The organism is Hyphomicrobium nitrativorans NL23, from assembly GCF_000503895.1.
Taxonomy (GTDB): domain Bacteria; phylum Pseudomonadota; class Alphaproteobacteria; order Rhizobiales; family Hyphomicrobiaceae; genus Hyphomicrobium_C; species Hyphomicrobium_C nitrativorans.
The window spans coordinates 3,150,138-3,168,798 of the sequence record NC_022997.1 but is presented as its reverse complement, the minus strand read 5'-3'; the positions used below and the strand labels follow the sequence as shown (position 1 = coordinate 3,168,798).

13 protein-coding genes are annotated in these 18,661 nt (G+C 64.6%); 5 read left to right on the top strand and 8 right to left on the bottom strand.

Annotated features, from left to right (window positions below; all coding sequences use genetic code 11):
- Positions 1–8: 8 nt before the first annotated feature.
- The 3 genes from W911_RS14810 to W911_RS14800 form a co-directional block, all read right to left on the bottom strand.
- Positions 9–971, bottom strand: coding sequence for a DUF808 domain-containing protein (locus tag W911_RS14810; protein WP_023788352.1), 963 nt, complete (start codon positions 969–971; stop codon positions 9–11).
- A gap of 123 nt (positions 972–1,094) precedes the next feature.
- A complete protein-coding gene (locus W911_RS14805; RefSeq protein WP_023788351.1) occupies positions 1,095–3,359 on the bottom strand; it encodes a bifunctional diguanylate cyclase/phosphodiesterase in 2,265 nt (754 codons plus the stop codon).
- A gap of 207 nt (positions 3,360–3,566) precedes the next feature.
- Entirely contained in the window at positions 3,567–4,688 is a 1,122-nt protein-coding gene (locus W911_RS14800; protein WP_023788350.1) for an anhydro-N-acetylmuramic acid kinase, read from the bottom strand.
- Between the two features lie 89 nt (positions 4,689–4,777).
- Between W911_RS14800 and tyrS the strand changes: the two genes are divergently transcribed.
- Both tyrS and W911_RS14790 read left to right on the top strand, forming a co-directional pair.
- Positions 4,778–6,037, top strand: coding sequence for a tyrosine--tRNA ligase (gene tyrS, locus W911_RS14795; protein ID WP_023788349.1), 1,260 nt, complete (start codon positions 4,778–4,780; stop codon positions 6,035–6,037).
- Positions 6,038–6,175: 138 nt separating this feature from the next.
- Positions 6,176–7,645, top strand: coding sequence for a hypothetical protein (locus W911_RS14790; protein WP_144083625.1), 1,470 nt, complete (start codon positions 6,176–6,178; stop codon positions 7,643–7,645).
- 30 nt (positions 7,646–7,675) lie between these two features.
- On the opposite strand, the gene W911_RS14785 is transcribed toward W911_RS14790, so the two are convergent.
- Entirely contained in the window at positions 7,676–11,233 is a 3,558-nt protein-coding gene (locus tag W911_RS14785) for a YhdP family protein (protein WP_051388568.1), read from the bottom strand.
- Positions 11,234–11,725: 492 nt separating this feature from the next.
- Between W911_RS14785 and W911_RS14780 the strand changes: the two genes are divergently transcribed.
- The 3 genes from W911_RS14780 (at position 11,726) to W911_RS14770 (ending at position 14,411) form a co-directional block, all read left to right on the top strand.
- On the top strand, positions 11,726–12,208 hold the full coding sequence (locus W911_RS14780) for a peroxiredoxin (protein WP_023788346.1): 483 nt from the start codon (positions 11,726–11,728) through the stop codon (positions 12,206–12,208).
- A gap of 208 nt (positions 12,209–12,416) precedes the next feature.
- The gene (locus W911_RS14775; protein ID WP_023788345.1) at positions 12,417–13,013 is read left to right on the top strand and encodes a bactofilin family protein; all 597 of its coding nucleotides are present in this window, start codon (positions 12,417–12,419) and stop codon (positions 13,011–13,013) included.
- A gap of 270 nt (positions 13,014–13,283) precedes the next feature.
- The gene (locus tag W911_RS14770) at positions 13,284–14,411 is read left to right on the top strand and encodes an NAD(P)/FAD-dependent oxidoreductase (RefSeq protein ID WP_023788344.1); all 1,128 of its coding nucleotides are present in this window, start codon (positions 13,284–13,286) and stop codon (positions 14,409–14,411) included.
- A 79-nt stretch (positions 14,412–14,490) separates the two neighbouring features.
- Here the strand turns inward: W911_RS14770 and W911_RS18820 are convergent, their stop codons facing one another.
- From W911_RS18820 to W911_RS14750, 4 genes are all read right to left on the bottom strand, one after another.
- On the bottom strand, positions 14,491–14,967 hold the full coding sequence (locus W911_RS18820) for a hypothetical protein (protein ID WP_023788343.1): 477 nt from the start codon (positions 14,965–14,967) through the stop codon (positions 14,491–14,493).
- A gap of 95 nt (positions 14,968–15,062) precedes the next feature.
- Entirely contained in the window at positions 15,063–16,154 is a 1,092-nt protein-coding gene (locus W911_RS14760; protein ID WP_023788342.1) for an amino acid ABC transporter permease, read from the bottom strand.
- A gap of 8 nt (positions 16,155–16,162) precedes the next feature.
- Positions 16,163–17,362, bottom strand: coding sequence for an amino acid ABC transporter permease (locus W911_RS14755; RefSeq protein ID WP_023788341.1), 1,200 nt, complete (start codon positions 17,360–17,362; stop codon positions 16,163–16,165).
- Positions 17,363–17,377: 15 nt separating this feature from the next.
- Positions 17,378–18,385, bottom strand: a complete 1,008-nt coding sequence (locus tag W911_RS14750; protein WP_023788340.1) for an amino acid ABC transporter substrate-binding protein — start codon at positions 18,383–18,385, stop codon at positions 17,378–17,380.
- Positions 18,386–18,661 lie beyond the last annotated feature (276 nt).

Below are 18,661 nucleotides of genomic sequence, written 5' to 3'. Positions count from 1 at the left end.
CTGCGCGATCAAACCTTGGGCGTCTGTCCGGTGGTGAAACGCGCTCCGACAATGTGAATGACGGCAAGCACGGCAGCGCCGGCCGCAAGTCCCACAAGCGCCGCGCCGAAGGCTCCGGCGATCCACGCCAATACGCCGCCGGCAAATGGAACCGCCGCGCCCACGGCCTCCGACACCGCGCGGATCGTTTCGTCCGGCCAGTGAATGCCGAATTCGTGCAGGCCATGGATCAGAATGCCGCCGCCGACCCACAGCATCGCGATGGTTCCAACCAGACTGAGCGCTTTAAGAAAGGGCGGCATCCCGTAGACGAGCGCGCGGCCCACGGGGCCCGAAATCGCACCGTTTCTCTGCGCAAGCGCGAGGCCCACATCGTCCGCCTTCACGATGATCGCAACCGCGCCGTAGACCGCAACCGTCACCGCGATGCCGACGAACGCAAGCACGAGCGCCTTGGTCAGGAGATCGGGCGTCGTCGTATTGGCGAGCGCGATGGCCATGATCTCCGCCGACAGAATGAAGTCGGTGCGGATGGCGCCCGAAACCCGCTGATCTTCGAGAGCTTGCGGATCGATCCCTGCGGCGGCCGCGGCCGCGAACATATCCTTTTCGCCTTCGCCGCTCAGAAGGTGATGCACCTTCTCGGTGCCCTCGAAAGCGAGGTAGAGACCGCCGAGCATCAGGATCGGAATGATCGCGGCGGGCAGAAAGACCGTCAGCAACATCGCCGCCGGCAGGAGATAGAGCAATTTGTTCTTGAGCGATCCCCAAGCGATGCGCCCGACGATGGGCAACTCGCGTTTGGCTGCAAGGCCCGTCACGTAGCGTGGTGTCACGGCCGCATCGTCGATCACGACACCTGCCGTCTTGGCCCCCACCTTCGCGGCCTGCGCCGCCGTATCGTCGAGTGTCGCGGCCGCGACTTTCGTCAGCGCCACCACGTCGTCAAGCAGTGCCAGAAGCCCGCTCATCAAGTCCCCCAAAAGTGCCTATTCCTGAACGCGGGCAGATTGGGGCAAGCCGTGCCAGTCGCGCAAGTGGGGGAAAGAGATAGAGCCGCGTTGCAAGGCGCCAGAGCGTGAGACGACCGCGCGCTAAGCCACGCGTGGGCCGGCGACCCTAGGCGCCTCGGGCGGATGCGTTGCGGGCTGCCATCGGCGGAAGCCGATCGAGAAGTTCTCGATCAAGCTGAGCGCGGAGACCGGCGGCGAGAACAGGTAGCCCTGGAGCGTGTCGCAATCGACGCTGACGAGGAAATCCCGTTGCTCGGGCTTTTCCACGCCCTCCGCCGTGATCGAGACGCCCACCGCGTGCGCCATCGCGATGACGGAGCGGACGATGGACGAGGAACGCGGGCACGTGCCCAGCTCCTGCACGAACGAGCGATCGAGCTTGATGCGATCCACTTCGAGCTTGATGAGATAGCTGAGCGAAGAGTAGCCCGTCCCGAAGTCGTCGAGCGCAATGCGGACGCCTCGCGCGCGCAGCAAGCGAAGCGCCTTGGCAGAGGTCCCCGAGCTATCGAGCAGCGCGCTTTCCGTGATTTCGAGTTCGAGCCGCTCCGGGGCCATGCCCGCACGCGCGAGGATGGCAAAAAGACGCGAGGCGAAGTCTGCGCTCCGGAACTGGATCGGCGAGACATTGACCGCGATCGTCCCGAGATTTAAGGGGCCGGCCGTCCGGCACGCTTCGCGCAGGACGTATTCGCCGAGGCGTCCGATCAACCCGCATTCCTCGGCAATGGGAACGAACACGGGCGGCGGGATGGAGCCGAGCCGCGGGTGGTTCCACCGCACCAGAGCCTCGACTCCGCTGACGGTGAGATCTTTGGCGGAAATGAGTGGCTGGTAGGCGACGTCGAGTTCGCCTTCGGTATCGAGCGCGCGCCTGAGATCGGCTTCGAGCGCTTCTCGCTCCTTGAGCGTCTTCCCCATTTCCTCGGTGTAGAATGCGAAGCCGAGCCGGCGGTTCTTCGCCTGATAGAGCGCGATGTCGGCTTTCCGCGAAAGCTCGCTGCGATCCGTGCCGCATTCCGGCGCTATGGCGACGCCGATGCTGATGCCGACCGCGGCGCGCTGTCCGAGCACGTCGAAGGGCTCGGACACGATGGCGACGACGTCGCGGCAGAAGGCTTCGACGTCCTCTCGCGCAACGTCGTCGCACTTGATGATGGCGAATTCGTCGCCGCCCATCCGGGCAACGACGTCGCGTGGTTTGGCGAGCGTCTTTATGCGCCGCGCGACCTCCTGGATCAGAGCATCGCCGACCGGATGACCGAGTGTATCGTTGACCTGCTTGAAGCGGTCGAGATCGAGAAACATCAGCGCGAGGGCCTGCCCGCTGACGCGGCGTTCGCTCAGCAGGACGCCGACGCGTTCGTTGAAAAAGGCGCGGTTGGCGAGCCCCGTCAGAGAATCGTGCACCGCCCGATGTTTGGATACGGCTTCGCTACGAACGAGGTCGCGATAGGTCCTGCGCAATCCGGCGATCAGGAGAACGATGGCGACGCTGATTGCAGCGAGACCGGCGGTCAGCACGGGAAGCACGTCGGTGAGAATGGCCCAGCCGGGCATCTCCGGCACCCATACGATATGCCCGACGGTATCCCCCTTTCGATTCGTCAGAGGATGCGAGGCCTCGTTCGGCGCAATGCCGTCGGTGCGCGAAAAGCGAATGCCCTTGAGGAAGTGGGCCGATGCGAGATCGGAAAGGAAGCTTGCATCGAGAAAGCGCTGGCTGACGAGGACGAATTCGCTACCCCGTTCCTGTGCGGCGGTCTTGGATTCGAGCACGATCGGAACGGCGCTGATGAGCACCGGACGGTCGCCCTGGAATGAAAAATCCACGACGTGAGGCAGACGCCGCTTGGTGAGTTCGTAGTCGTCGAGGGCGCCGGCAGAGATCTTTTTACGCAGCGCCGTGACGACCTCGAAGACGGATTCGTCAGGACGGAATTTCGGGTTGGTGACTGTCGTCCCGTCGACCATGCTGTAGACGAGCGCTCCGTCGGGACCGACGATGTAGGTGCGGTCGTGCTTGAAGTAGTCGTGCATCCAGACGCCGAGATTCGTTTCCACCCACTTGAGGTCGAAGCTGTCTTTGGCATAGCGGACGGCGTCGTCCCAGATTGCGACGCTTTCCTGATCGTAGGGAATCTTTTCCACGCTGTTGACGAGCGCGGATGAGATCGTGCGGAACTGGCGCTCTTGCGAGAGCTGGTCGATGCGCGAGGCCGACCAGAGCACGACACCGAAGACGAGCAGCGCGGTCGCCACCACCGTGTAAACGCTCGCGACGGCAAGTCTCCGCAATGGCCGATCGGTGCGCGCGTCCTTCGTGCCAGGGTGCGACGGCCTCATGGGAAGATCAGGGTCGAGGCGAGTTTCCACAGTTCGGGCCAGCCAAAAAACCTAATACATCGCTTAGATTTACTGGCAATTCGTAACCGAACGGTGGGGGGATGTGGTTAGGAACGCATTAATTCGACGTTCGCTCAACGACCGGCGTAGCCCTGCAAATCTCCGGCTTCCGCCGGGAAAATGCGGGGCGCCTTCATGTCTCCGCGTCTATGCGTTGGGTTCCGCCGTGACGCCCCCCGAGAGCGGTTCGGCAATACCCGTCGTTCCTGGAAATGTGATCGGCAAACCGAGCCGCGAGCGCACGGCGAGAAACGCCCACGCCTCCGCTTCGAGCCCGTCGCCGTCGAAATCGAACGCTTCGGCCACCTGCACCGGCGCGCCGACGCGCTCGCGGATCTGCGCGACGAGCGTATCGTTGCGCCGGCCGCCGCCCGACACGATCCAAAGCCGAGGCGGGACGGGGAGGTGCGCGATCGCGGCCGCGACGGCTGCGGCCGTAAACGCCGTCAGCGTGGCGGCGCCATCCAGGCCCGGGAGATCGGCCACCGGCGCAAGACTGAAGGCGTTGCGGTCGAGCGATTTCGGCGGCGCCTCGGCGAAGTAGGGGAGCGCGAGCCAGTCCGCGACGATGGTCTCGTGCACGCGGCCCGCCGCTGCCAGCCGTCCGCCCGCATCGAACGGCTGCCCAAGCTTGGCCGAGACCCAGTCGTCGATCATCGCGGACGCAGGGCCGGTGTCGAATGCGATCAACTCGCCGCTCTCCCCGATCCAAGTGACGTTGGCGACGCCGCCGAGGTTGAGGACTGCGAGGGGGCGCTCGGAGATGTCGGCTGCGAGCGCCCTGTGATAGGCCGGAGCCAGCGGCGCGCCTTGCCCGCCCGCTGCCATGTCGGCGGCCCTGAGGTCGTAGACCACCGGGACGCCAAGCCGCCGCGCGAGCAGGCCGCCGTCGCCCAGTTGGACGGTGAGCCCGGCTTCGGGCCGATGCAACACGGTCTGGCCGTGATAGCCCACCACGTCGAGGCTTGCGGCGTCGATTTCGTGATCCGCAAGATAGTGCGCGGCGGCTTCGGCGTTGAGTTCGGTGAGATACTGTTCGAGCAGCCCGAGCCGGCCCGGCCGCGCGCTGCGCTCGCCGATTTCCGAGGCCTCGCTGAGGCTCGCGCGGAGTTTGTCGCGCACGGCGTCGGAATAGGGGTAGGTTGCGGAGAAGCCCCGCCTCAGCACCCGCTCCCCGTCGGTTTCGATGACTGCGACATCGATGCCGTCGAGCGAAGTGCCGCTCATCAGCCCCAAAGCGCGCCAGACGCCGTCCTCTCGCTTGCTCATAGGGGGCTCCTCATGCATGGTCCTGCCGAATTCGCCGATCCGGCGCCTCCCGGCTCTTCGGCCAAGAACCGCAATCCTCCGAGCACATCATGACTGAATTCCGATCCGATTTTCTTTCCGTCCTGACCGAGCGCGGCTTTATCCACCAATGCTCCGATGCGCAAGGCGTCGATGCGCTGGCAGCCGAAGGCAAGCTCGTGGCCTACGTGGGCTACGACTGCACGGCCCCCTCGCTGCACATCGGCCATCTGCTCTCCATCATGATGCTGCACTGGCTGCAGAAGACGGGCGCCGGCCGGCCGATCGCGCTCATGGGTGGCGGCACGACGCGCGTCGGCGATCCGTCCGGCCGCGACGAGACCCGCAAGATCCTCACCCTTGAGCAGATCGAGGACAACAAGAACCAGATCAAAACGGTCTTCTCGAAGTTTCTCTCGTTCGGCGATGGCAAGGGCGAGGCGCTCATGCTCGACAACGCCGAATGGCTGACCACCATCAACTACATCGCCTTCCTGCGCGATGTCGGGCGGCACATGTCGGTGAACCGCATGCTGTCGATGGATTCGGTGCGCATGCGCCTCGAACGCGAGCAGGAGCTCTCGTTCATCGAGTTCAACTACATGCTGTTGCAGGCCTACGATTACGCGGAACTCGCAAACCGCTACGACTGCAATCTGCAGATGGGCGGCTCCGACCAGTGGGGCAACATCGTCACCGGGATTGATCTCGGCCGGCGCATGGGCGTTGGCCATCAGCTCTACGCGCTCACGTGTCCGCTGCTGACGACAGCATCCGGCGCAAAGATGGGCAAGACGGCGTCGGGCGCGGTGTGGCTCAACGAAGCGCAGTTGTCCGCGTACGACTACTGGCAGTACTGGCGCAACACGGAGGATGCGGATGTCGCCCGTTTCCTCAAGCTCTTCACGACGCTTCCGCTCGACGAGGTCGCGAAGCTTGCCGCACTCGAAGGCGCTGAGATCAACGAGGCGAAGAAGGTGCTCGCGACCGAAGCCACCGCACTGGTGCATGGACGCGAGAAAGCGGAAGCCGCCGCAGAAACCGCGCGCACGACCTTCGAGGAAGGCCGCCTCGCGCAATCGCTGCCGACCGTCGAGATCGCCCGTGCCGCGCTCGATGCCGGTCTCGGCGTGCTGGCCGCATACGTGCAGGCCGGCCTCGTGGCTTCGACCAGCGAGGCCCGCCGTCAGATCAAGGGTGGCGGCCTGCGCGTCAACGATGTCGTGGTGACGGACGACAAAATGGCTCTGACGCCGGGGGATCTCACGGGTGAAGGGGTCATCAAGCTGTCGTTCGGCAAGAAGAAGCACGTGCTACTGAAGCCGGTGTAAGCCGCGTCACGGCCTACATGCGTGGTTCGTCCACCACACTTCGCCGCCCGTAGCGCTTCCCGTCGTTCCAACCCTTGGCGCGCTCCCCGATCGTCGGGCAATATCCCGAGCGACACAGGACGCGCGGGGGCAGGGGCTTTGAGCGAAAGGCGTGATAACGGTTCGGTCGTGAGGATCGGCCTGGCGCAATCCGATGCGCCCAACCCTGATGCCCCGCGCGCTGCGCCGTCCCGCACGGCGCGGCAGGCGGTCGTCATCGTGCACGGAATGGGCGAGCAGCGCCCGATGGACACCGTGCGCGACTTCGCGCGCGCTGTTCTCAAATCGCAAACGGGTGCGGGAAACGGCAACGGTCAGGAACCCGAATTCTGGAGCCGCCCCGACGGCCGCACCGGCTCGCTTGAGCTGCGCCGTCTTACGACGCGAAAAAGCCAGCGGAGCGAAGCGTTCCCCAACGGCACGCGCACCGATTTCTACGAGCTCTATTGGGCGGACCTGACCGGCGGCTCCACGTGGACGCAGTTCGGCGGATGGATCCGCACTCTTCTGTTTCGGCCGTGGAGCCAGGTGCCGCGCGACGTTCGCGGGGCGTGGCTCGCGCTGTGGATCGCGACGGCACTTGTGTGCGCCGTCGGTCTCGCGAGCCTTCTCCCCGACGACGTGTTCCCGACCTGGGCCCGTATCGCGCTTGCTCTCTCGGCCGCCGGCCTCGGCGCGCTCGTCCACAAGATGGCGACCGCGAGCTTCGGCCGCGTTGTGCGCTATACGCGCGCCGATCCAGCCAACATTTCCGCCCGCGCCGCGGTGCGCGAGCGCGGGCTGAGATTGCTCAACGAGCTGCACGCGGGCGGCGAGTACGATCGTGTCGTCCTTGTCGGCCACAGCCTCGGATCGATCCTCGCTTACGATCTCATCAACTACCTTTGGACGCAGCGGGAAGATGCGCGAACGTTGAAAGGCGGTGGCGAGGAACTCGCAGCCGTGCGCGACGTGCACGACGCGGCCGCCAGATTGGCCGATGGCGACGGGCTATCCATCGAGCGCTTTCGCCAATGCCAGGCGAGATTACGCCGATTGCTGGCCGCGCGGGAGGATCGCGACGATGGCGCGAACCGCTGGCTGATCAGCGATTTCGTGACCATCGGCAGTCCCTTGACCCACGCCGAGTTCCTGTTGGCCACGAATGCTTCCGATCTCGGCCAGCGCATCGAGACGCGCGAGTATCCCGCTTCACCGCCCGTGCGCGAGCCGCTGAACCGCCTCGGCGTGTGGCTCGCCAAAAAGCACGGGTTTCTCGACAGAGAGACGAAGGAGGGAGAGCTGTTCGTTTTCCCGAAGCAGGGCGGCGGCTGGTGCCTTCATCACGCGAGCCCGTTCGCGGCCGTGCGCTGGACCAACATCCACGATCCGGCGCGGTGGATCTATCGAGGCGATCTTGTTTCTGGCGCACTCAGCGGAAAATTCGGTCTCGGTGTGAAGGATGTGGACCTGAGCGTACTGCGCGGCAGATCCCGTTCCTTCAGCCATACCCGCTATTGGGCGTTGGACGCGCCGCCAGAGCAGCTCGACGCGCTTCGCGACGCGATCAATTTGCTCGACAACGATTGAGATCGCGCCCGCCTGTCTTTCGGCTGTCCGTCATCTCTTCTTGCGGTCGCTCGGCAACGTCGTCTCCGACGACCATCCGTCGACAGTGCTCGCAGGCGCGCTGGACGAAGCGCGGACGCGCGAAGACGCGGGCCCTTTCGTCTTCTGCTCGCGCAGCGGCTGCACCTGCGGGTTCGGGCTCGTCATTTCCATGATGCCGCGGAAGATGCCGGGCGTGAGCATCGAAAGCGGGTTCACGAGCACCTGGGGCCGCGCCATCGGCCCTTGGATGGCGTAGGTGATGCCGAACACGCCCTGGCAATCGAGGCCCGACACGATCGGCCCGAACAGCGGAATATCGCAGAACGCCGAGTTGATGCCCTGCAGCGGAACATATGTGCCGCCGAGGTTCAGCCGTTGCGTATTGTAATCCACCCTGCCGCGGATCGAGGCGCCGAGCAGCGGCCCGCGAATTTGCGAATCGCCGAGCACGAACTGCCCGTGCCCGACCGAGAACGGCACCCGCAGCAACTGGAACTCGAACACCTCGCGTTCGCCTTTGCGCTGCCGCCCCTCGGATCGGCCCCCCGAGCTGCCGTCGATGCTCGAATAAACTTCCGAGACGATGGGATCGCCCAGCACGCGGAAATCCTCGACCCAGAGCGTTCCGCTCTTCTCGGCGTCTCCGCGCGCTTCGAGGTCCACTTCGAGCCGCATCCGCCCGCCCTGGATGTTGGGATAGAAGCCGACCAGCTTGAAGGTCTGCCCTGCGTCCGTCGATTCGGCGTAGAAACGGCGAGGCCCGTCGGACGTCATCACGACCGCGAACGGTTCGCCGCCGTCGAGCGTGCCGCGGCCGTCGAGTGATACGATCTGGCCGTTGCGCTGGGAAAGCTTGACCGAATAGTTCCGAAGCGAAACGTCGGAGTGTCCGAGCACGGTGTCGACCTGGGCGGTCAGGTCTACGCCGACCGCGGGCTCGGCGGGCGCGATAGTGTGATCGACCGTTTTTCCGAGCGCGAGAAGCGACCGGAACAGGTCCTTCGCATCGAAGGTCGAGCCTTTCGCCGTGACCTTCCAGATCTTGTTCTTGTCGACTTTGCCGCGCACGTCGAGGCGCGAGACCACGTTGAGCGAAAAATTCGGAAACGCGTATTCGACGAGATCGCGTTTCTCGTTCGCAACGATCCACCCGTCGAGCGCGATCATGTCGCCGACCACTTTGAAGTTGTTGAGCTCGGTGCGGTTCGGGCCCGCGACATCGAGATCGAACTGAGCGTTGGCTTGCCGGCCGGGCAGCTTGCGCCACGCCAGCTCCTCGATGATAAGTTCGGCATTCGTCAGGTCCACCTGCACATGGACGGCATTTTCGCCAGCTTCCGTGTGCGAGACGGTTACTTCGGCTGCGATCTCGCCCTGCACCAGGTGGTTCACGTCGAGCCCGAGCTGACGCCGGTCTGCATTGTCGAGGGTGCTGGAAATACGGATCGGCGGTTGCAGGTGGGATGGCGCATCCAGGATGCGATGCATGTGAAGCCGTGCCATCACGCCGTTCACGCTGAGATCGCCCTTGGCGATGACGCCGATGTCGGAGACTTCGATGTCGACTGTGCCGCCCTGGATCGTGAGCTGATAGTCCTCGTTTCTGCCCCGGATGTCGGAAATCCGCGCATTGCCTTCGATCTTTGAGACCTTGGCATCCGCGATGAGCGGCATCGCGATTTTGATCTCGCCCTCGACCTTTCCGTCCACGCCCGCGATCGGCAACGGCCCCTGGCCGGTGAGATTGAGCTCGCTGCGGTTGAGGGTCTCGATCAGGTCTTCGAGCGAGGTTTCGGATGTGAGGGCGAGTTCCGCGAGAGGCGCATCGTGCGTCACGTCCACCGCCGTCAACCGCACGTCGCTAAGTGGCATTCGGCGCGTCTCGTCCACGATGATGCGCGCTTCCGGCACGCTGACTTCGAGCGCGCTGTTCTCAAGACGGATCGCTGCGTTCTCCGCTTCGATGGGCAGGCTGTTCGGCAGCGGCACCATGCGAATGTCGCCCAGTTCGAGATGGGCCGAAAGCCGCTCGGGTTCGCGAGCGCCGGCATCGTTCGATGTCGAGCCTTCGGATTCGATGAACCGGCCGGAGAGGAGCTTGAACGACGCCGATTTCAGGTTCGCCCTTTCGACTTGCGCACCCATCCAGTCGCGGGCTGCGGGTGCGACGGCGCGGGGCCACATCGCTTTGAGGGTTTCGATCGGCATCGGCGAGACGGTGGCCTCGACGCGCGTGCTGGGAGCATCCGGGCCGCCGATGATGTCGCCGTTCACGTTGACGACGCCGCCGCCGACGGAGAGCGCCAGACCGGACAGTTGGACGAGATCCTCGCCCGGGATGATGCGCCCCATGGCTTCCAGGCTTTCCACGGGAATGGGCGCCACGCCGAAGTCTTTCGCCGAGATCGATCCGTCGATCGAGCGCAGCGCAAAATGCCATTGCGGCTGGCCTGTCTCTTCCGGATCGTTCTGCATTGCGCCGTGCAGCGTGATGTGGCTGCCGTCCCAATCGAGCGTGGAGGGCATCAGATCCAGCCGGCGCGTCTCGGCGTTGTACTTGAGCGCGATCTTGCCCTTGTCGAGCATGAACGGCGTGCTCGACACTGCGGGCAGACGGATGAAACCGTCCGCCACGTCGATGGACAGATCGGCCGATCGGAGGTCGCCGGCATTGGACAGATCGAGATTGAGAACGCCGTTGACGGGCGTGTCGAACATGCTGAGCAGCGCGAGGTCGGCGGAGATGGGGGCCAGCGTGCTCGGCACCAGATTTTCGACGGTTGCCGCAACTTTTACGAGGTCGTGCTGCTCGGAATCTTCGGTTCTGAACTTGAGCGACCACGGACCCTTCGCCGACTCGACCGTGGCCGCGCCCGAGATCACGCTGTCGCGCTTCGTATGATCGACATCGAACGACGCTTCGGGCACGAACACTTCGCTCGTGACGTCGTCGCACGTGACGGACACACGCGCGTTGCGGATGCCGAAGGCCTTGAGGCGCGATGTTGCCGCCTCGCCTCGCCGCGCACGCGCGGAACTCTCCGCCAGCAGCCGGGCGAGATCGACGCGGTGGAAGGCGGGAGACGAGCCATCCTGTGCGAACGAGGGGAGAGGACGCTCCGCGGCAACCGGCGCTGGCGGTACGATGGCGCTCTCTTCTTCGCCGCTGTTCGCGGTCTCTATGGCGATAGGCGGTGCGTTGTTGATGGACAGCGAAATGCCGTGTTCGGAACTATAGGTGACCGCAAGCCTCGGCTCGATAAGATCGACCCGCTTGGGCGAAACCTCGAAGCGCCAGAACGCGGTGCGGTTGAGTTCGAGCGCGGCGCTCGGCGCCGAGGCGACGAGATCGCCGTCGTCTTCTTTGATGCGAAGATTGGTGAGACGCAATTCCACCCGGAAGTCGTCGGCGAGCGTGATCAGCGCATCGTCGATATGCACGGTGAACCCGTTGAGGTCCGCGTTGATGCGCTCCTCGATTTGCTCGCTGAACGCCTTGAGCGAAATCGGCCCATGCAAAAGCCGGACGTAACCGATGCCGACCGCAAGCAGCACCAGCAGGAGCACGGGAAGGATCGTAAAGCCGGCGACCTTGAAAACACGCCCGAACCGGCGTGGCGCAGGCTGTGGGGAGGGCGCCCTTCTCCCTCCGGTGGGAGGTCCCGCCGGCCCGCCGGGGGATGAAAACACTCTGGGGGCGTGCCTGCCGGAGGTCTGTGTCGTCATTCCGAACGGTCTCCGGCCGGCGTGTGCGTGGTGTGCCGCCGCGCGCCGTCGTTAAAGAGCCGGACAGAGCCGCGATCCAGGGATCGTCTCGGCACTCTCGACCCGACACTCGGCAGGCGCTGCGGCGCAGGGCTTGGCCTTGTCAGGATCTCTGCACGCACCGGCCAACAATGGCGGAGTGCGGCTGCACCAAGTGACAAAACCATGCCATTAAGAACGGCGCGTGATGCGCACGGAACGCCCGATCCCCAAACCCGACGAATCCTGAGGCCCCACCGCCGTTAAGCGTGCGATGTGCCTCATTAAAAGCGACAAAAGAAAGGCACGAGAAGGATGCTCCAAGAGGGTGATGTTGCACCGGCTTTTGCGCTGCCGACGGATGGTGGAGAGACGTTCGATCTCCAAGACGTCCGAGGACGGTCGGTGGTCGTTTATTTCTACCCGCGCGACGATACGCCGGGATGCACCCTGGAAGCACAGGAGTTCACGGCCCTGGCCAAGGATTTCGCCCGCGCGCGTGCCGTCGTCGTCGGCGTTTCGCCGGACAACCCGGCGTGCCATGCCCGGTTCAAGACGAAACACGGTCTCGATCTTTACCTTGCCTCCGACGAGGAGAAGACGGTCGTGACGGCCTACGGCGTCTGGGTCGAGAAATCGATGTACGGCCGCAAGTATATGGGTGTCGAGCGCGCGACGTTTCTCATTTCGCCCGAGGGGCGCATTGCGCACATTTGGAGAAAGGTTAAGCCGAGGGGGCACGCGGCTGAGGTGCTCGCCCTGATAAAGTGTGGAAAACCTGGGACAAGCGCCCGCTGATTCGCCAGTTTGCGCAGGATGCGGTCAAGCGAAAATGATGACCACCCTGTGAAAACATGCTAGTCGAGACGCTACGGGAGGAAGCTGATCGGCGGTTGCTCCGGCACGCGCCGATCGGGGGTTTACCACCAGCAAACCACAAAAAAATAGCCGAACGGCGATCAGGAATACTCGCGCAAGTTGACGCGTAACCGCGGAGGTTCAACGGATGCTGCCCCAATTCCGGAAGCAGGAGACTGACAGCTTGAGGTCCCAGCCGCTCACGCCGAACTTCTCCGCCTCGATGGGCCCTTCACCTTCTTCGCTCGGAGCGCGGCCCACCCCGGCATTCCGGCCCGGCGGACCGTCGACGGCATCCGTGATCGGCCCCGACCTCGTCATCCAGGGCAACCTCTCGTCGAAGGGCGAGGTCCAGATCGACGGCGAGGTGCAGGGCGACATTCACGGCACCCATATCATCATCGGCGAGAACGCCCGCGTGACGGGCGGCATTGTGGCTGAGGAATGCGTCATTCGCGGCCACCTGCTCGGCACGGTGCGCGGACGTCGCGTGTTGCTCCAAAGCACGAGCCACGTCGAGGGCGACATTTACCATCAGACCATGGCGATTGAGCAGGGCGCCTTCTTCGAGGGCAAGTCTCGCCGCACCGATGACCCGCTCGCGGGCATCGCGCTGCCCGAGGCGACACGCGAGACCGCCCCGCCTGCTGCTGCGGCTCAAGCGCCGGAAGAGCCGGTCCAGGCGCCCGCAGCGACCGTCTCGTCGCTGCCGACCTCTCCGCCGCCGATTGCACCCGTCGCCTGAGCGCCCGAGCGGCGTCCGGACAGCACGTTACGAACGCACGGCGCCTGTTTGCGGGAGAGATCCCCGCGCAGGCGCCGTTTTCATGTGCTTTCTCGGTCGCCTTGCCTCGCAGGGATCGATGTTTCCGTCTTGTTCTCCAGCAGGTCGAGGCGAATCGCAAGCCTGTGGATAACTTGTGGGAAGATACTCAGCAAAGCTCTGAGAAATAAGGATGTTCTCCGAAATATTCGGCCATGAGAACATTGTGGATAACCCGGTGAAGAGGCCCAGATGGCACCGGACATTGAGACCGTCGTTATCGGCGCGGGCGTTGTCGGCCTCGCCGTCGCCCGCGCGCTCGTGGCGAGGGGGCATGAGGTGCTCGTCCTCGAACGCCACGGCGGCATCGGGCAGGAGACGTCGAGCCGTTCGAGCGAAGTGATCCATGCCGGGCTCTATTATGCGCCCGGCAGCCTCAAAGCACGCTTCTGCGTCGAGGGACGCGACCTTCTCTATGCGTTCGCGCGCGAGAACGGCGTCCCCCACATGCGCTATGGAAAGCTGCTCGTCGCCACGCGCGAGAGCGAGATCCCGCGCCTCGACGCGCTGGCGGGGATTGCGCGCGCCAACGGCGTGACCGACATCGCCCGCCTGAGCGCGGAAGACGTCAAGGCGCGCGAGCCTGATGTATCCGCCGTGGCCGCTCTCTACTCGCCCTCGACCGGCGTCATCGACAGCCACGCACTGATGGTTGCGCTCGAAGGCCATGTCCGCGCGGGCTCGGGCAGCGTCGTGCTCGAAACGCGCGTGACGGCGCTGGGCGTGAGAAGCGATGGCGCCTACGAGATCGTGACTGACAGCGGCGAGGCGAGCGAACGCGCAGTGCTGACGTCCCGCAACCTCGTCATCGCCGCCGGGCTCGGTGCAACAATGTTGGGCGAAAGCCTCGGGGGGCAGCCGGGCTATGCTGTGCCGCGAACCTACCCCGCGCGCGGGCACTACTACGCGCTTGAAGGCCCCGCGCCGTTCCGCCATCTCGTTTATCCGATGCCCAGCGAGGGTTGGCTCGGCATTCACCTGACGCTCGATGTCACGGGCCGTGCGAAATTCGGCCCCGACCTCGAATGGCAGGCCGAGTCCAGCTATGTCTTCGACGATGCGGAAGGCGTGCGCCGCGCGCGTTTCGTGGAGGAAATTCGGCGCTATTGGCCGGGCCTGGCGGGAGAACGCCTCGTGCCCGCCTACGTCGGCGTGCGCCCAAAAATCTACGCTGAAGGAGAGGCGGCGCCGGACTTCACGATCCACACCGAGCGCGAGCATGGGCGCGAACGCCTCGTTGCGCTCTACGGTATCGAAAGCCCGGGATTGACGTCCGCGCTCGCGATCGGCGCGTTCGTCGCAGAGCTATTTGGTCGTTAAACCGCACAGCCGGGGGAGGAAGCTCCTCCCCCGGCAGACGTGCCGGTGGCACGCAAATAGAAGCAGAACCGCGCCGGCGTTATGGGGTCGCCGGCGAAGGCGCAGCAGGCTGCTCGGGTGCTGCCGAAGGTGTCGTAAGCTCCGGTGCGATCTCCTGCACGGTCGGGATCTCCACGCCTTCGCGGTCGGCCACATACGTCAGGCCGCCGAAGATCGCAGCGAAGACGATTGCCGTGACCAGCGCGTTGATGAAGCGGCTGGAGAACGACAGCGCATTACCGATGAGATCGACGACGAAGACAATCGCCGCGCCGAACAGCACGTATTCGAGCCAGGCGTGCTCAGCGGGCAGGAACTGCGGCTGCGGAGCGCGGACGTCTGCCTGCGTGGTGTAGAAAAGCGCGCCGAAAATGATGGCGAACAGGATCGCCGTAATGAGCGCGTTTCCGAACCGGCTGGAGAACGACAGGATGTTGCCGATGAGTCCGATGACGAACACAACGGCGGCCGCAAGCAGGACGGGTTCGTAAATGGCGTATTCAGTAGGCAAAAACATCGGATAACCCCCAGATTTTGCGCCACCGGATTCTGTTCTGTGATGGCGGCTAAATCCTTATACGAGCGGGGTGTCGTTGTCATGGCATTCCAAGTCTATCCCCGGGCTCGGGCATCCAGCCTGTCCTCGACGGCGGCGGAATATCGCGACATTCCAAAGCAGAAGATCCAGAACACGGCGCCTGCGAAAAAGTAACCGGTGGCGGCCGTCTGCGGGGAAAACCACTGGGCGTCGGCCTGGGCCGACTGTTGAACGATTCCAACAAGATCGAAGAGGCCGATGATCAGGACGAGGCTCGTGTCCTTGAAGAGCGCGATGGCCGAATTGACGAGGCCGGGTATGACGAGCCGGATGGCCTGGGGCAGCACCACGAGCCCCATTTTCCGCCAGTAGCCGAGGCCGAGCGCGTCGGCGGCTTCGTATTGGCCGCGCGGAATGGCCTGAAGCCCTCCGCGCACGACCTCCGCCAGGTACGCGGCCGAGAACAGCGCGACGCCGACAAGGGCGCGGACGAGCTTGTCGATGGTGACTTCGGGCGGCAGAAAGAGCGGTAACATGACGGACGACATGAAGAGCACCGTGACGAGCGGCACACCGCGCACCAGTTCGATGTAGGCGATGGAGGCCCAGCGGACGAACGGCATCTCCGAGCGCCGCCCGAGCGCCAGCAGGATGCCGAGCGGGAACGAGGCTGCGATCCCCACGCTCGCGATCACGAGCGTGAGCAGGAGCCCGCCCCATAGCTCTGTCCCGACGACGGGAAGCCCGAACGCGCCGCCGTACAGCAGGAAGAACGCGATCACCGGAAACACGGCGAGCAGATAGAGCGCGAGCGGCAGCTTGTAGGGCACGCGCGGCATCATGAGCGGCACGAGCCCGGCGAGTGCCAGCGCATACGTGAGCTTCACGCGCCAAAGCTCGGCTTCGGGATAACGGCCGTAGAGAAAGAGATCGATCTTGTGGGTGACGAACGGCCAGCATGCGCCCGCATTCGGCACCCGGCACGCTGAACCGTCGGAGCCGGTAAAGACGGCGCGCAGGATCGCCCAGTCGATGAATGCGTAGGCGACGAAGCCGATGAGCGCGAGCGCCGCAACGCTGGCGACCGATTGGCCGACGGTCGGAAACAGCGCCTCCTGCGTGCGTTCGAGCGCGCTCCGTCGTCCCGCTGTGCGGCCGCTCTCCATGCCGCGCCTCACCGCTCCGCCCAAGAGGTTCGCTTATTGAACCAGTTCATGAAGGCGGCTGTCGCGAGGCTGATCGCGAGATAGACGGCCATGGTGATAAGAATGACTTCGACCGCCTGCCCGGTCTGGTTCAGCACGGTCCCGGAGAAGACGGAGACGAGATCGGGATAGCCGATGGCGACGGCGAGCGACGAGTTCTTGGTCAGGTTGAGATATTGGTTGGTGAGCGGCGGGATGATGATCCGGAGCGACTGCGGCAGGATCACGAGACGCAGTGCTTGCCGCCGGCTGAGGCCGAGAGCCGCCGCCGCTTCCCGCTGGCCGCGCGGAACACCTTGCAGTCCCGCGCGCACGATCTCGGCGATGAACGCCGCGGTGTAGGTCGAGAGTCCGATCACGAGTGCCAGAAATTCGGGCTCGATGGATAATCCGCCCTCGTGATTGAAGCGCCCGAGCACGGGGTAGCTCACGCTGGACGCGGCGAAGGCGATCGCGACGGCGATGGTAGGCACGGCGATAACGAGCCCCCAGCCCACGCGTTGCGCGCGTGTCGGAACGGTCTGGCCCGCCTCACGGTCGATCCCCGCCTGCCTTTTGAGCCACCACGCGCCGGCGAGCGCGAGCGCCAGCACGGCGAGGAGAATGCCTCCGCCGGAGTCGAGCGAGAAGCGCGGCAAATGCAACCCGCGCACATCGAGAAAGCCGCCACCCGGCAGCGCCAACGCGTCCTGCGGAAACGGCAGAGTGCGCAACACCGCAACGTACCAAACGAGAAGCTGCAACAGGAGCGGCATGTTGCGGATCAGCTCGACGTAGGAAAGCGCGAGCTTCGCCACGAGCCAGTTGGGCGAGAGCCGCGCAATGCCGATGGTGAAGCCAAGCACCGTCGCGATTGCGATCCCGATGAACGCGACGATCAGCGTGTTCGCGAGCCCCACAAGAAACGCCGCGCCGTAGGTGCTCTTGCTGGAATAGGGGATCGGCGTCTGCGAGATGTCGAAACCCGCCGTTTCCGAAAGGAAACCGAAGCCGGATGCGATGTTCTGCTTGCGCAGGTTTTCAATCGTGTTGGAGACGATCTCGTAGGCGAGGAATGCAATCGCGAGCGCGAGCAGCACCTGGAAGACGGCCGCGCGCACGCCCGGATCGTAGGCCGCTTCTTTCCAGGTAGCCGGTTCGCGCCAGCGCTTGAGATCGGGAGAGCGCATCTCGTCTCGCCCCCCTCAGCGGATCGGCGGAGCGTACATCAGCCCGCCTTTCGTCCACAGAGCGTTGCGCCCGCGCTCGATTTTGAGGGGCGAACCTTGGCCGAGGTTCCGCTCGAAGGCCTCTCCGTAGTTGCCGACGGTCTTGATCACCGACACGGCCCAATCGTCGCGGAGGCCGAGCGCGCGGCCGAACGTGCTGCCTTCGCCGAAGATGCGGCGAATCCCCGGATTCGGCGACGTTCGCATCTCGCCGGCGTTCTCTTGCGTGATGCCCAGTTCCTCCGCGTTGATGAGGAGAAATAGCGTCCACCGCGCGATGTTGGACCACACCGCATCGCCCTGGCGCACCAGCGGCCCAAGCGGCTCCTTGGAAATGAGGTCGGGCAGGATTTCGTGATTCTCCGGATCTGCGAGGCGTGTGCGTTCTGCGACGAGCTGCGAGCTGTCGGTGGTGAAGGCATCGCAGCGGTTGCTCTGGTATGCGGCAAGAACCTCGATCAGGCGTTCGAACACGACAGGCTTGTAGCGTAAGCCGCGCGTATCGAAATAGTCGGCGAGGTTGAGCTCGTTCGTCGTGCCCGTTTGCACGCAGATGCTCGCGCCCGCAAGTTCGTCCACGGATTTGAGACCTTGCGACTTGCGCACCATGAACGCCTGCCCGTCGTAGAACAGCACGCCCGCGAAGTTGAGCCCCAGCGAGGTGTCGCGGCTCATGGTCCAGGTCGTGTTGCGCGAGAGCAGGTCCACTTCGCCCGATTGAAGCGCGGTGAAGCGCTCCTTGGCGTTGAGCGGCACGAAGCGCACCTTGTCGCCGTCGCCGAACACGGCCGCCGCAACGGCGCGGCAGAAGTCGGCGTCGATCCCGGTCCAGCGTCCACGTGCGTCCGGCGCGGCGAAGCCTGCAAGACCCGTGTTGACCCCGCAGTTGAGAATCCCGCGCTTGCGGACGGTGTCGAGCGTTTGTGAAGACGCTTGAGCCAAGGCCGCCTCGGAGCCGACGAGAGCGAGGAGTAAGATCCACATCGCTCCACGGATCCACGGCCTCGCGCGAAACAGCGGGCGTCTCACCCCCTCACCCCGGCGGGAGCTGTTGCGCAATGCGGAGACGCGTCTGGGCCCCGACCTCCGTCGGGGTGACGTTACGGGTGTGGCTATCGATTTTTCCTTTAATTCCGTCATCCCGGCGAAGGCCGGGATCCAGCCACGCACGTTGAATGAGGCGCACAATAGGTTTCGCAACAGCTCCCACCGGGGAGAGGTCGGAAGCGAGCGGCGCGAGCCTCCGGGTGAGGGGGGCGG

Excerpts from the sequence above, each read along its gene's own strand:
- W911_RS18820 (WP_023788343.1), bottom strand. The coding sequence starts at position 14,967 with ATGTTTTTGCCTACTGAATACGCCATTTACGAACCCGTCCTGCTTGCG.
- W911_RS14780 (WP_023788346.1), top strand. The coding sequence starts at position 11,726 with ATGCTCCAAGAGGGTGATGTTGCACCGGCTTTTGCGCTGCCGACGGAT.
- W911_RS14760 (WP_023788342.1), bottom strand. The coding sequence starts at position 16,154 with ATGGAGAGCGGCCGCACAGCGGGACGACGGAGCGCGCTCGAACGCACG.
- W911_RS14810 (WP_023788352.1), bottom strand. The coding sequence starts at position 971 with ATGAGCGGGCTTCTGGCACTGCTTGACGACGTGGTGGCGCTGACGAAA.
- W911_RS14770 (WP_023788344.1), top strand. The coding sequence starts at position 13,284 with ATGGCACCGGACATTGAGACCGTCGTTATCGGCGCGGGCGTTGTCGGC.
- tyrS (WP_023788349.1), top strand. The coding sequence starts at position 4,778 with ATGACTGAATTCCGATCCGATTTTCTTTCCGTCCTGACCGAGCGCGGC.
- W911_RS14775 (WP_023788345.1), top strand. The coding sequence starts at position 12,417 with ATGCTGCCCCAATTCCGGAAGCAGGAGACTGACAGCTTGAGGTCCCAG.
- W911_RS14805 (WP_023788351.1), bottom strand. The coding sequence starts at position 3,359 with ATGAGGCCGTCGCACCCTGGCACGAAGGACGCGCGCACCGATCGGCCA.
- W911_RS14750 (WP_023788340.1), bottom strand. The coding sequence starts at position 18,385 with ATGTGGATCTTACTCCTCGCTCTCGTCGGCTCCGAGGCGGCCTTGGCT.
- W911_RS14800 (WP_023788350.1), bottom strand. The coding sequence starts at position 4,688 with ATGAGCAAGCGAGAGGACGGCGTCTGGCGCGCTTTGGGGCTGATGAGC.
- W911_RS14755 (WP_023788341.1), bottom strand. The coding sequence starts at position 17,362 with ATGCGCTCTCCCGATCTCAAGCGCTGGCGCGAACCGGCTACCTGGAAA.